Here is a 13,514-nt window from a genome sequence, read left to right as displayed (position 1 = left end):
ACACCGGACGGTGGTGCGCACTCCCGACCAGCGTAACCGAGTCCCGCGCCGCGACCGGGCGCCGGGGTCGGCGGCACCGTCGGCCGCGCCGGGCCGTCGCCGTCGGACCGGGATGACATCCTCTCCCGCGTGGTCGGGATGGACACGTCGCTGCGCACGGCCCTGGGCGACAGGACCGCGCGGCCGCTCGCCCGCCAGCTCGAGCTGGAGACGGTGGGCGACCTGCTGCGCCACTACCCGCGCAAGTACATCGAGCACGCCATGGTCACCCACGCCTCGGAGCGGGAGGACCAGCGGTTCCGCCCCGGCGAGCACGTGACGCTGCTGGGCACGGTCGAGAAGCTGGCGAGCCGGCGGATGCGCCACCGCCGAGGCCACATCGTGGAGGCGTCGGTGGCGGTCGGCGCCCAGCACGTCACCTGCACGTTCTTCAACCAGCCCTGGCGCGAGCGCGACCTCGCCGTCGGCACGCGGGCGCTGTTCTCGGGCGACCTGAGCCGCTACCGCGGTGGCTGGCAGCTCGCCGCGCCCGAGTTCATCGTGCTCAACGCCGGCGTCGAGGCGCAGCTGCCCGGCCTCATCCCGGTCTATCCGGCGACGCGCAAGCTGCGGTCCTGGGTGATCCTGTTGGCGGTGCGCCAGGTGCTCGACCTGCTCGACGAGCCCGAGGACCCGCTGCCCGACACCCTGCGCGCCGCCCACGGCCTCGCGTCGCTCGGCGACGCGCTGCGCCGGGTCCACCTGCCCGACACCCGCGAGGAGCAGCGCGCGGCGCGGCGCCGGCTCGTGTGGGACGAGGCGTTCGGTCTGCAGCTCGCGATGATCGGGCGGCGGGCGAGCGCCACCACCCGGCCCGCCCCCGCCTGCCCGCGCCGCGACGACGGGCTCGCGGCGGCGTTCGATGCGCGGCTGCCCTTTGCGCTCACCGGCGCCCAGCGCTCGGTGGGGGAGTCGCTGGCCGAGGTGCTCGCCGGCGAGGACCCCCTCAACCGCCTGCTGCAGGGCGACGTCGGGTCGGGCAAGACGGTCGTGGCGCTGCGGGCGATGCTCCAGGTGGTGGACGCCGGGCGGCAGGCGGTGCTGCTCGCGCCGACCGAGGTGCTCGCGGCCCAGCACGCCCGGTCGCTGCAGGCGATGCTCGGGCCGCTCGGTCGGGCCGGCGAGCTGGACGCCGACCCCGAGCACGCCACCCGCGTCACGCTGCTCACCGGCTCACTGGGCGCGAAGGCCCGGCGCGAGGCGCTGCTCGACGCCCAGTCGGGGGCGGCGGGGATCGTCGTCGGCACCCACGCGGTGATCCAGCAGAGCGTGGGCTTCGCCGACCTCGGGCTGGTCGTCGTCGACGAGCAGCACCGCTTCGGGGTCCACCAGCGCGACGAGCTGCGCTCGCGGCCCGGCCCGACGACGCCGCACGTGCTCGTCATGACGGCCACGCCCATCCCGCGCACGGTGGCGCTGACCCTCTACGGCGACCTCGACACCTCGGTGCTCGACGAGCTGCCGCAGGGCCGCCGGCCCATCGCCACCACGGCCGTGCCGGCGGGCGTCAAGCCACGGTGGCTCGAGCGGGCGTGGGAGCGGGTGCGCGAGGAGGTCGCCGCGGGCCACCAGGCCTACGTCGTGTGCCCGCGGATCGGCGAGGAGGGCGGGGAGCCGGGCGAGCAGTGGCCCGAGCCGCCGGCCGGCGACCTGCTCGACCCGGAGGCGCCGGGGCCCGACGAGTTCGAGGAGGCCCTCCGGAAGCTGCGCCCGCCGGACGAGGAGGAGCAGGAGGAGGCCGCGCGTCCGCCGCTGGCGGTCACCGAGGTCGGGCCGGAGCTCGCCGAGGGCCCGCTGGCCGGGCTGCGGCTCGAGATCCTCCACGGCCGGATGCCCACCGACGAGAAGGACGCCGTGATGCGGGCGTTCTCGGAGGGCCGGGTCGACGTGCTCGTGGCCACCACGGTCATCGAGGTGGGCGTCGACGTCCCGAACGCCACCATGATGATCATCATGGACGCCGACCGCTTCGGCGTCTCCCAGCTCCACCAGCTGCGCGGACGCGTGGGACGCGGGACGGCGGCGTCGTCGTGCCTGCTCGTCACCGAAGCCGCCGAGGGCTCGCCGGCCCTGCAGCGCCTCGAGCGGCTGGCGGCGACCCCCGACGGGTTCGAGGTCTCGCGTATCGACCTCGAGGTGCGCGACGAGGGCGACGTCCTCGGCGCCGAGCAGTCCGGGCGGCGCTCGGGCCTGCACATGCTCTCGGTGCTCAAGCACGGCGACCTCGTGGCCGAGGCCCGCGAGGAGGCGCGCGCGGTGGTGGCCGACGACCCGTCGCTCGCCCGTCACCCGGGACTGGCCGGGCTCGTGCGGTCGGTGGTCGGCGAGGCCGAGGCCGCGTTCCTCGATCGGCTGTAGGCCCGGCCCGTCCGGCCGCACGACGGCGACGAGGCGTGAGCACGCCCGCTCGTCGTCACCGGATCGGGTCAGGCTCGCGCCGAGCGGTGCCGGGTCCCCCGCCCGCACCAGTGAGCGCGGTGCAATGACCGGTGAGCGCGCTGTGACGGCGTGGCGTGGTCGGCGGGGGTCACGGATCGGTTACGTTCCGGTGGTCGCCAGGCATCAGCGTGGCGGCGCGCTCGGCCGCTTCGTCCGACTCCCCGTCCGGCGGCCTCCCCGGAGCGCACGACCTCCCAGGACGGGGCGGGTGACCGACGTCGAGCCGCAGCTCCCCAGCGGCCCGCCGTCCGCGGACCCCGGCCGTCCCCGCGGCCGTGGGCCCGGCGAGCGCCGCCCGGCGGGCGAGGAGATCGCGCATGACGGCTGTGCTGCCCGAGATCGCCGAGGGTGCCGCGCCGCGTCCCGCCGGACGCCACCGCGCTCCCGAGGACGCCACGACCGGCTCGATGGGCGTCGTCCCCGCCGACCGCCGCTCCCGCTCCGCCCACGGCCGTCACGGCCGCCCGGCCGGCCCCACCGGCTCGACGGGCAGGGCTCACGGCTCGGCCACCCACCCCGTGTCGCGGGCCGCGCGCACCGCCGGCCTCTCGCTGGCCGCCCTCGGTGCCGTCGCCACCGCCGGCGGGATGGCCACGCACGGCCTCCTCGGGGACGAGGAGCCGCCGGCCACCGGCGAGTTCGCCGCCGCCCCCGAGCTCGCCTCCGCGGCCCTCGCCGTCACGCCCGCCGTGTCGTCCGGGCACAGCACCGACGCCGCGACCTCCTCGGTCCTGCCGGTCGTCAGCCCGGCCGTGGCCGCCGCCCCGTCGATCAAGCACGACTCGCCGTCCTCGCGCGCCGCGGCCAGCGCGCAGCAGGCCGAGCGGCAGTCGGCGCGCAGCAGCGAGTCGTCGGAGAGCCGCGAGCAGGCGTCCTCGTCGGCCGGCTCCTCGGTGGCGCAGGAGGCCATCTCGGCGGCGCGCAGCCAGCTCGGCGTGCCCTACGTCTGGGGCGGCACCAGCCCCGACGGCTTCGACTGCTCCGGCCTGACGCAGTGGGCGTTCGAGAAGGCCGGCATCGAGCTGCCGCGCACGTCGCGGGCGCAGGCCACCGAGGGCGAGGAGGTCGACTCCGACAGCATGCGGCCCGGCGACCTCATCTTCTTCAACAGCCCGGTCAGCCACGTCGGCATCTACATCGGCGGCGGCAAGATGATCGAGGCGCCGCAGACCGGCTCCGACGTGAAGATCTCCAATGTCGAGCGGCGCATGGACGACATGAACACGATCCGCCGTCTGACCTGAGATCGTCGTCGGGCCCTCGGCCCGGAAGAGGAGGATCCGGGCCCGTCGCCCCGAACGACGGGCCCGGACCATACGGTGGCCGGAGGCTCCCCAGCTCCCACCCACCTGGTCTGCGTACGGTCGGATGCCCCACTGAGATCGTGACAAACATCCGCGTCGCGGCCGATCGGTCGTTCTCGCGCGCCGACCGGTCACCCTGGGCGAGTGGCGCGGGTCGTGGCGGTCGTCCTCCTGGGGCTCCTGGTGCCACTGACCGCGTGTGTTGCGCCGAACGGTCCTGACCCGTGTGCTCCGATCGTCGCTGGCGGGACCACGCGGGACGTCGACACCGCCGATACGCGCCTGCACGTGACCCTCGCGGGGCCGCCGGACGCGCCGGTCGTCGTGCTGCTGCACGGCTTCCCCGAGACGGCGGCGACCTGGCGCGCCGTCGCCGCCGACCTCGCCACCGACCACCGCGTCGTCGTCCCCGACCTGCGCGGGGCCGGCTGCTCAGGCCTCGCCCCACCCGGTACCGACGCCTACGCGACCGCGGAACTCGCCGCCGACCTCACCGACCTGGCGGGCGCCCTGGACCTGCCGCCGGCCACGGTCGTCGGCCACGACCTGGGCGCGATGACCGCCGTCGCCTGGGCCCGCGCCCGCCCCGACCGCGTGGCGCGCCTGGTGCTCTCGGGCGGCGGCGTCCCCGGCTACGGGCTCGCCGAGCTCGGACCGCCGCACCTGCGGACCTTCGGCGACGCCCCACCCGGCGCGGTGGAGGCCGCCGAACGCCCCCGCCTGCGCGCCTTCCTCGCCGCCTTCACCGGCTCGCCCGCCTTCCCGCTCGACGAGGCGGTCGCCGCCTACGCCCCGCTCGGGCGCCTCGACGCCGCGATGGGTCGCTACCGGGCGCTCGAGCGGGACGCGGTCGCCCAGCGAGCGGACCCTCGGCCGCTGGCGATGCCCGTCCTCGTCGTCGCGGGCGGGGCCCCGGACCTCAGTGCCGCGACCGTGACCGCGCTGCGCCCCGACCGGCGCCTGGTCGTGGTGCCCGGGGCGGGGCACTACGTGCAGGTCGAGCAACCGGCGGCGTTCGCGGACGCCGTCCGGGCAGCGTGATCAACGAGGACTTCGCGCGCCGAGAAGCAGCGAACAGCGCGTTCGTTGCCCAAGGCTCAGGCGCGCACCACAGGCTCGGGCGCGCGGAGGGGTCAGGCGCGCAGGCGGTCGCGCAGGTCGCGCGCCCCGCGGACGGCGGCGCGGCGCACGGCGTCGGCGGCCTGGGTGTACTCCGACCCGGGCGGCGGCGCGACACGCGGGGGAGCGGGGTCGACGGCGCGGGTCTCGCGGACCGGCGGGGCCTCGTGCCCCGACGGGGCCTCGGGCGGTGACGGGGCCTCGGGCGGTGACGGTGCCTCGTGCCGCGACCGGGCCAGGCCCTCGGCGACGCGCTGGGCGTCCCGCCACGCGGTCTCGGCCCGGTCGACGGCGGCCGCGAACTCGGCGCGGCGGGGCCCGGCCGGCTCGGTCTCGGTGGCGAGGAACTCGGCGTCGCCCATCGCCTGCACGAAGCGGGCGGTGGCCGGGACGGTGACGTCGGCGAGCGCCGGGCGGGCGGCGACCGCGCGCGGGTCGGCCTCGAACGCGGCGTACTCGGCCTGGAGCGTCGCGAACCGGTCGCGGGCGAGGTGCCAGCGCGCGGCGTCGTGCTCGGCCATGCGCCCGACCCGACCCTGCGGGTGGCCGTGCACCACCGTGCGCACGCGGGTGACGCCACGGCGGACGGCGAGCACGGTGGCGGTGACCGCGGCGACGGCGGCGAGGAAGAGGTCGACGACCGCGGCGAGGAGGGCCACGCCCACGCCCTCGACATCGCCCGCCGCGACCCAGACGGCGAGGAAGACCACGGGTGAGAGCAGCGTGAGCAGCGCAGCGAGGCCGAACAGCCACGGGGCGGCGGAACGTCGGGGTCGGTCCACGATGTCCTCCTCCTGGGGTCTGCTCGCCCCTCCTTGATACCGCACCCTCATGACACACGTCGCCCTCACGGGACGGCCCGGTCGCGATAGCCTCCGCCGACCCGGGTGCCGGGTGGTGCCGGTGGGAGGGGTGTGTCGCAGAGATGTTCCGCAAGGTGCTCGTCGCCAACCGTGGCGAGATCGCGATCCGGGCCTTCCGGGCGGCCTACGAGCTCGGCGCCGCCACCGTGGCCGTGTTCCCCCACGAGGACCGCAACTCCGAGCACCGGCTCAAGGCCGACGAGGCCTACCAGATCGGCGAGGTCGGGCACCCGGTCCGCGCGTACCTCTCCGTCGAGGAGATCATCAACGCCGCGCAGCGCTCCGGCGCCGACGCCGTCTATCCCGGCTACGGCTTCCTCTCGGAGAACCCGGGGCTCGCCACCGCGTGCGAGCAGGCCGGCATCACCTTCATCGGGCCGCCGCCGCGGGTGCTCGCGATGGCGGGCAACAAGCACCGCGCCGTCGCCGCCGCCCGCGAGGCCGGCGTCCCGGTGCTGGACTCGTCGGACCCCTCCGACGACCTCGAGACGCTGCTGGCGGCGTCGGAGTCGATGACCTTCCCGGTGTTCGTCAAGGCCGTCGCGGGCGGCGGCGGGCGCGGCATGCGGCTGGTCCGCGAGCCCCGCGCGCTGCGCGACGCGCTGCAGGCGGCGATGAACGAGGCGTCCAGCGCGTTCGGCGACGCCACCGTCATCCTCGAGCAGGCCGTCGTCGACCCGCGGCACATCGAGGTGCAGATCCTCGCCGACGGCGACGGGCACGTCATGCACCTCTTCGAGCGCGACTGCTCGGTGCAGCGGCGTCACCAGAAGGTCGTCGAGATCGCCCCCGCGCCGCACCTGTCGCCCGAGCTGCGGACGAGCATCTGCGCGGACGCGGTCAAGTTCGCCGAGGCCATCGGCTACGTCAACGCGGGCACCGTCGAGTTCCTGCTCGACGCCGACGGCCACCACCACTTCATCGAGATGAACCCGCGCATCCAGGTGGAGCACACGGTCACCGAGGAGGTCGCCGACGTCGACCTCGTGGCGGCCCAGATGCGTATCGCCTCGGGGGAGACCCTCGCCGACCTGGAGCTCTCCCAGGACTCGGTCGCCCTGCACGGGTTCGCCGTCCAGTGCCGCATCACCACCGAGGACCCGGCCAACGAGTTCCGTCCCGACATCGGGATGATCTCGGCCTACCGCTCGGCCTCCGGCTCGGGCGTGCGCCTCGACGGCGGCACGGCCTACGCCGGCGCGGAGATCAGCGCGCACTTCGACTCGCTGCTGGTCAAGGTCACGTGCCGCGGCCGCGACTTCACCACCGCGGTGCGCCGGGCCCGCCGCGCGCTCGCCGAGTTCCGGGTCCGCGGCGTCGCCACCAACATCCCGTTCCTCATGGCCCTGCTCGACGAGCCGGACTTCCGCGAGGGCCGGGTGACGACGAGCTTCATCGCCGAGCACCCCGAGCTGCTCTCCGCGCGGGCGCCCGCCGACCGCGGCACGCGCCTCATGGCCTACCTCGCCGACGTCACGGTCAACAAGCCCTACGGCGAGCCGCCGCGGCTGGTCGACCCGCGCGAGAAGCTGCCCGCGGTCGACCTGTCGGCCGCGCCGCCGGACGGCTCGCGCCGCCGCCTGGCCGAGCTGGGCCCCGAGGGGTTCGCGTCGTGGCTGCGCGCGCAGACGACCGTGCCGGTGACCGACACGACCTTCCGCGACGCCCACCAGTCGCTGCTCGCGACGCGCGTGCGCACCCGCGACCTGCTCGACATCGCCCCGCACGTCGCGCGCACCACCCCCGAGCTGCTCTCGCTCGAGTGCTGGGGCGGGGCGACGTACGACGTGGCGCTGCGCTTCCTCGCCGAGGACCCGTGGGAACGCCTCGCCCGCCTGCGCGAGGCCGCCCCGAACCTCTGCCTGCAGATGCTGCTGCGCGGGCGCAACACCGTCGGCTACACGCCCTACCCGACCGAGGTGACCGACGCCTTCGTCGCCGAGGCCGCCCGCGTCGGCATCGACATCTTCCGGATCTTCGACGCGCTCAACGACGTCGCGCAGATGCGCCCGGCCATTGACGCCGTCCGGGCCTCCGGCGGGGCGATCGCCGAGGTGGCGCTCTGCTACACGAGCGACCTGAACGACCCGTCGGAGAAGCTCTACACGCTCGACTACTACCTGCGCCTCGCCGAGCAGATCGTCGAGGCCGGCGCGCACGTGCTCGCGATCAAGGACATGGCGGGGCTGCTGCGCCCGCCGGCCGCCCGCCGGCTCGTCACCGCGCTGCGGGAGCGCTTCGACCTGCCCGTTCACCTGCACACCCATGACACCGCGGGCGGCCAGCTCGCGACGCTGACCGCGGCGATCGACGCCGGCGTGGACGCGGTGGACGCCGCGGTGGCGTCGATGGCGGGCACGACGTCGCAGCCGTCGCTGTCGGCGCTCGTCGCCGCGACCGACCACTCCGAGCGCCCGACCGGGCTCTCGCTCGACGCGGTCAACGCCCTCGAGCCGTACTGGGAGCTGGTCCGCAAGGTCTACGCGCCGTTCGAGGCCGGGCTGGCGTCCCCGACCGGGCGCGTCTACACCCACGAGATCCCCGGCGGCCAGCTGTCGAACCTGCGCCAGCAGGCCGTGGCGCTGGGACTGGGGGACCGGTTCGAGCAGGTCGAGGACGCCTACGCGGCCGCCGACCGGATGCTCGGGCACCTGGTGAAGGTCACGCCGTCGTCGAAGGTCGTCGGGGACCTCGCGCTGCACTTCGTCGGGGCCGGCGTCGACCCGGCGGCGTTCGAGGCGGAGCCGTCGCGCTACGACATCCCCGACTCCGTGATCGGCTTCCTGCGCGGCGAGCTCGGCGACCCGCCCGGCGGCTGGCCCGAGCCGCTGCGCACGCGGGCGCTCGAGGGCCGGACCGAACGGCCGGGACTCGCGGAGCTCACCGACGACGACCGCAAGGGCCTCGAGGCCGACCGCGCCGCGACGCTCAACGACCTGCTCTTCCCCGGGCCGACGAAGGACTTCCGCGAGCACCGCCAGTCGTACGGCGACACCTCGGTGCTGCGCAGCCAGGAGTTCTTCTACGGCCTGGAGTCCGAGCGCGAGTACGCCGTCGACATCGACACGGGCGTGCAGCTGCTCATCGAGCTGCAGGCGATCTCCGAGCCCGACGAGCGCGGCATGCGCACGGTGCTGATGTCGCTCAACGGGCAGCTGCGCCCCCTGTCGGTGCGCGACCGCGCCGTCGACACCGACGTGAAGGCCGCCGAGAAGGCCGACCGCAGCGACCCGGGCCACGTGCCGGCGCCGTTCGCGGGCGTGGTGACGCTGCAGGTCGGCGAGGGCGACCGGGTGGAGGCCGGCGACACCGTCGCGACGATCGAGGCGATGAAGATGGAGGCGTCGATCACCGCGCCGAAGGCCGGGACGGTGGAGCGCCTGGCGATCGGGTCGGTCCAGCAGGTGGAGGGCGGCGACCTGGTCGTCGTGCTGGGGTAGGTGACGCGCATCATCGGCGGTGTGGCGGGGGGTCGGCAGATCGCGGTCCCGCCGACCGGTACCCGCCCGACCGCGGACCGGGTCCGCGAGGCCCTCTTCTCCGCGCTCGAGGCACGCGGGGCGCTGGCGGACGCCGAGGTCCTCGACCTCTACGCCGGCTCCGGCGCGCTGGGCATCGAGGCGCTCTCCCGCGGGGCGTCCACCGCGGTGCTCGTCGAGCGCGACCCGCGGGCGTGCGGGGTGATCCGGAGCAACGTCGGGGTCGCCGGGGTGCGGGGGGCGCTGGTGCGCCGGTCGTCGGTGCTCGCGTACCTGCGCCGCACCCCGGGCCCGGTGGACCTCGTCTTCGTCGACCCGCCCTACGCCGACCCGGTCGACGACGTGCTGGCCCTCCTCCCGCCCTGGGTGCGCGGGGGCGGGCTCGTGGTGGTCGAGCGGGACACGCGCTCGCCCGCGCCCACCTGGCCCGGGGGCCTCGACCCCGAGGCACCCCGCACCTACGGCGAGACGACCCTCCATCTCGCGACCGCCCCGACCTGATCCCGCTCCCGCGCGCTGAGCGGGATGGCCACGGGGTGTGCCAGCGATGCGGCGTTGCTGGCGTTCAACGCCAGGATCGCCACATCCTCGCCGGCCCGACACGCCGGGACGGGCGGGGCGGTCGGTCGCGCCGACCGGACGGACGCCCGCGCGACCGCGGCGCAGCGCCCCGCGGTGGCGGGGCGCACCGGATGCGCCGCTCGGAGCCACTTCGCCGTGACGGCTCGGCGTGCGGCGTCACCCGTCCGTGGGTCGGGAATGCCGGGCTCCCACGCGGCGGATCGACCACCTCGGCCCGCCCGCTCCCTCGGACAGCGACGTCCGGACCACGGGAAGGACCCACCATGACCGGAGCGCTCGGCATCGGATCGATCGACCTCCACGGCAGCGTCGTCATCGGCGGCCGTCGGGTGCGGATCGACATCACGACCGAGGACGACCGGCCGCGCAACACCGAACAGTCCGGGGACGGAGACGGCTCCGGCGAGCAGGTCGGTGTCGGCGTCCGGTCCGACGAGGACACCCGCGGGGTCACGGACGAGGACGCAGGCGAGGTCGAGGACGGCGACGAGGCCGAGGACGGCGACGCCGAGGGCGTCGACGCCGAGGCCGACGAGGACGACCTCGAGGCGGAGGGCGCCGATGACGAGGACGCTGAGGCCGCGGCCGACGAGGACGCCGACGAGGGCGCCGACGAGGACGCCGACGAGGACCTCGAGGACGAAGTCGAGGACGAAGCCGACGACGAGGCCGAGGGAGCGGCCGAAGACTCCGACGCCGAGGACCAGGACCAGGACGAGGACCAGGACCAGGACCAGCGCCACGGCCTCGCCGAGCGGCTCCACCTGCGCCGCGCTCGCCGGCCCGAGCAGCCCGAGAGCTCGACGGAGCCCTCGGAGTCGTCGAAGTCCGCGGCGACGCGGACGGCGCAGTCCCCGCAGTCGTCGACCCGGTCCCGCCGGTCGAAGCGCCCCGACGAGACCCCCGACGTGCAGCCGGGCCGGAACGGTGGGGCGCGGCGCCGGCGGTCGTCGGAGTCAGGTACCGAGGAGCCGGCGCGTCCGCGCTCGCCGCGGCGTCCCCGGCAGCCGAGCGAGGGCGGCGACCAGGAGCAGCCGGCGACCCGCCGTCGCCGCAGCTCGTCGGGGTCGGCCGGCTGATCGGTCATCGCGGGCGGCCGGCGCGGTGCCGGCCGCCCGGGACGGTCAGGTCGGGTCGTCGGGCGCGTCGATCCAGGACAGGATCGCCTCGGTGACCTCGATGTCGCGGTAGGTCGTGTGGGACTGGACGCGGTCGGGGAGGTTCCGCCGCCGGCTCCCGGAGGACGAGGCGTCGTCCTGGTCGCCGGTCAGGTCGACCCGGACCTCCGGCTCCTCGTGGAAGCGGAGCCGGCGGGCCCGGATCGTGGTGCGGAACTCGAGGTCGGGCGGGCGGTCGTCGCTCATCCGGTCGCCCGGCGTGCGGGTCGGGGCCGCGTCGACGACGTCGCGCGACGGGAACGCCCGCCGCTCGAGGACCGCTTCGGGGTGCGGGCAGCGCCCTCCTCGCCGGTGCCTTCGCTCCCGGAGGCGTCCGATGCCGCGTCGTCCGCGGCGGGGTCGTCGGCAGACCCGGCCACCTCGTCGAGGTCGGAGCCGGAGTCGGAGTCGGAGTCGGCACTCCCTGCCGGGTCGTCGCCGGCCGCGCCGGCGTCGCCCGCCGTCCGGCTCGCCGACCTCGCCGCCGAGCCCGCCGCCGAGCCCGCCGCCGAGCCCGCCGCGGCGCTCGTCGAGCCGACGACTTCCCCCGCCCCCTGGGTCACGCTGCCCGCGGCCTCACCGGCCGCACCCCCGACAGCGTCGCCAGCCTGCTGGCCGACCTCCCCGACCTCGCCGACCGCGTCGCCCGCCGTGTCCCCGACCCGGCCGACCACGCCGCCGGCCTGCTGCCCGACGTCGCCGACGGCGTCGCCCGCCGCCTCGCCGACGTCGCCGACGGCATCGCCGGCCGCACTCCCGAGCTGACCGACGACCCCGCCGGCCTGCTGCCCGAGCTCGCCCACGGCGCCCCCCGCCTGCTGCCCGAGCTCGCCGACCGCGCTCCCGGCCGCGCGCCCGACCTCGCCCGTCGCCTCGCCCAGGCCCGAGCCGACGTCCTGCACCGCGCTCGCCGCGCTGCGCACGACCGTCTCGAGGATCTGCGGATTGCGGTCGATCGTGGTCAGGACCCGGTCGATGATCCCGGCGACCTCGTCGAGGCGGACCTTCAGTGTCGCCTCGGCCTGCACCCCGTCGATCTCGAGCGCGACCTTGCCGAGCTGGGCGTCGACACCGACGTTGAGCTTGAGCAGGTCGAGGACCTCCGCCTGCAGCGACACCTTCGCGCGCAGGTCCTCGACCTCGAGCCCGATGTGGTCGACCTCGAGCTTCGGGATGTCGAGGTAGACGTCGGGGCGGCCGTTGCCCTCCGCGCGGGGGCTCGTCGACCCGGACGCGCGGCGTTCCGGGCGCTGCTCGCCCCGCCGCCGCGGGGCACTCTCCTCGGACTCGGTGCGGCGGGCGCCCTCGCCCGTCGAGGTGCTCGTCCGCCGCGTCCGCCGCGGGGAACCGTCAGCCATGTGCGCCTCCTTGTGGGGTACCTCGCAGGGTCACCGCCGCCGTGAGGTGCGGAAACGACGCCGGTCGGCGCAGCCGGACCCGCCCGACGGACCAGGTCACGGTTCCCCGCAGGGAGCACCTGCCAGGATCGGCGTCGTGCGGTCGACCGTCCTGCGCGTCCTCCTGACGGCCCTGCTGGTCGCCCTGACGGCGTGCACGACCGAGCCGCCGCCCCGCGACGCCCCGCCCACCCCGGCCCGGGTCGACCGCGCCCTGCGGTTCGCCGCGCTCGCCCCGCTGCCCGCGGGCGCGGTGGTGACGCGGCTGGACACCGAGAGCGGGATCGACACCCGCGTCGTGCTCGCGATCCGCCTCGCCGAGGCCGACGCCGGCCCGTGGCGCGCCGCCTCCGGGCTCCCGCCCGACGACGGTCAGCAGCGCGTGGCGAACCCCGACGGTGCCATCGTGTACCGGTCCGCCGTCGCCGGGGCCGGCGAGGTGACCGTCACGGCGTTCACGACGTGACGAGCGCCAGGAACGCGTCCACGCCCTCGACGTCGACGTCGGACAGGCGCCGCCGTCGCCAGGCCGCCGGCGTGATCGCGGCGTGGACCTCGACGACGCCGTCGCCACCCGTGACGCGGTGGGTCTCGCGGTAGCCGAGGCGGCCCGTCACGGCTCGCGACGCCGCGTTCCCCTCCGCCGCCCCGGTCACCGCCCGCCGGGCCCCGAGGTGCGCGAACGCCAGCTCCAGCAGCATCAGCCGCACCCGCCGCCCCAGCCCGCGGCCCTGCTCGGCGCGCGCCAGCCACGAGGACGTCCGCACCGTCCCCGCAGGGTCGTCGAGCTCGTGCGCCAGCACCGCCAGCCCCAGCGCCCGGCCCCCGTCGAGGATCGCCAGCGGCGCCCGCCAGCGCGCGGGGGTCGGCGCCTCCCGCAGCCGCCACGCCCACTCGAGGAACCGGCGGGCTGCGACCTCACCCTGGTCCTCGGGCCAGCCCAGGAGCTCTCCGGAACGCCCCGGCTCCACCACCCCGCCGGGCTCGGCGACGACGTCGGCGAGCTCGAGCAGCTCCTCGTCGGTGGGCCCGAGCAGCACGGTCCCGGCGTGGGCCACCCGCAGCCCGAACTGCGGGTAGAGCGCGGCGAGGTCGGCGCGCAGGAGGTCGGCGTCCACGCCGCTCATCGTCGCGC

Annotated in this window: 11 protein-coding genes; 7 read left to right on the top strand and 4 right to left on the bottom strand. The window is 76.1% G+C overall.

The genetic code is table 11. The annotated features are described in order from the left end of the window. Positions 1-138: 138 nt before the first annotated feature. The 3 genes from recG to ACYX4T_RS10140 all read left to right on the top strand — a co-directional run bounded on the left by recG (position 139) and on the right by ACYX4T_RS10140 (position 4,823). Entirely contained in the window at positions 139-2,397 is a 2,259-nt protein-coding gene (gene recG, locus ACYX4T_RS10150; RefSeq protein WP_476015233.1) for an ATP-dependent DNA helicase RecG, read from the top strand. Between the two features lie 398 nt (positions 2,398-2,795). Then, on the top strand, positions 2,796-3,722 hold the full coding sequence (locus ACYX4T_RS10145) for a C40 family peptidase (RefSeq protein WP_476014401.1): 927 nt from the start codon (positions 2,796-2,798) through the stop codon (positions 3,720-3,722). 348 nt (positions 3,723-4,070) lie between these two features. Further along, positions 4,071-4,823, top strand: coding sequence for an alpha/beta fold hydrolase (locus ACYX4T_RS10140; protein ID WP_476014400.1), 753 nt, complete (start codon positions 4,071-4,073; stop codon positions 4,821-4,823). Positions 4,824-4,915: 92 nt separating this feature from the next. Here ACYX4T_RS10140 and ACYX4T_RS10135 read toward each other — a convergent pair whose 3' ends face one another. Further along, positions 4,916-5,683, bottom strand: a complete 768-nt coding sequence (locus ACYX4T_RS10135) for a hypothetical protein (protein WP_476014399.1) — start codon at positions 5,681-5,683, stop codon at positions 4,916-4,918. A 143-nt stretch (positions 5,684-5,826) separates the two neighbouring features. On the opposite strand from ACYX4T_RS10135, the gene ACYX4T_RS10130 reads away from it, so the two are divergent. From ACYX4T_RS10130 to ACYX4T_RS10120, 3 genes are all read left to right on the top strand, one after another. Continuing rightward, positions 5,827-9,204 carry a pyruvate carboxylase gene (locus ACYX4T_RS10130; RefSeq protein ID WP_476014398.1) on the top strand — a complete coding sequence of 1,126 codons (3,378 nt, stop codon included), beginning with the start codon at positions 5,827-5,829 and terminating at the stop codon, positions 9,202-9,204. Next, the gene (gene rsmD, locus ACYX4T_RS10125) at positions 9,205-9,744 is read left to right on the top strand and encodes a 16S rRNA (guanine(966)-N(2))-methyltransferase RsmD (RefSeq protein WP_476014397.1); all 540 of its coding nucleotides are present in this window, start codon (positions 9,205-9,207) and stop codon (positions 9,742-9,744) included. 344 nt (positions 9,745-10,088) lie between these two features. Continuing rightward, positions 10,089-10,904, top strand: coding sequence for a hypothetical protein (locus ACYX4T_RS10120; RefSeq protein ID WP_476014396.1), 816 nt, complete (start codon positions 10,089-10,091; stop codon positions 10,902-10,904). Positions 10,905-10,949: 45 nt separating this feature from the next. Here ACYX4T_RS10120 and ACYX4T_RS10115 read toward each other — a convergent pair whose 3' ends face one another. Together ACYX4T_RS10115 and ACYX4T_RS10110 are read right to left on the bottom strand one after the other, a co-directional pair. Next, positions 10,950-11,189 carry a hypothetical protein gene (locus ACYX4T_RS10115; RefSeq protein WP_476014395.1) on the bottom strand — a complete coding sequence of 80 codons (240 nt, stop codon included), beginning with the start codon at positions 11,187-11,189 and terminating at the stop codon, positions 10,950-10,952. Further along, on the bottom strand, positions 11,186-12,340 hold the full coding sequence (locus tag ACYX4T_RS10110) for a hypothetical protein (RefSeq protein WP_476014394.1): 1,155 nt from the start codon (positions 12,338-12,340) through the stop codon (positions 11,186-11,188). The genes ACYX4T_RS10115 and ACYX4T_RS10110 overlap by 4 nt, the downstream gene beginning before the upstream one ends. A gap of 136 nt (positions 12,341-12,476) precedes the next feature. On the opposite strand from ACYX4T_RS10110, the gene ACYX4T_RS10105 reads away from it, so the two are divergent. After that, entirely contained in the window at positions 12,477-12,845 is a 369-nt protein-coding gene (locus tag ACYX4T_RS10105) for a hypothetical protein (RefSeq protein WP_476014393.1), read from the top strand. On the opposite strand, the gene ACYX4T_RS10100 is transcribed toward ACYX4T_RS10105, so the two are convergent. Beyond that, positions 12,835-13,497: a GNAT family N-acetyltransferase gene (locus tag ACYX4T_RS10100; RefSeq protein WP_476014392.1), complete on the bottom strand. Its 663-nt coding sequence runs from the start codon at positions 13,495-13,497 to the stop codon at positions 12,835-12,837. The genes ACYX4T_RS10105 and ACYX4T_RS10100 overlap by 11 nt on opposite strands. Positions 13,498-13,514: the final 17 nt, after the last annotated feature.

The sequence above is a fragment of the Actinomycetospora sp. ABD4_176 genome (assembly GCF_056311855.1).
Note: the sequence above shows the minus strand (reverse complement) of the source record. Positions and strands in the feature narration are given on the sequence as shown.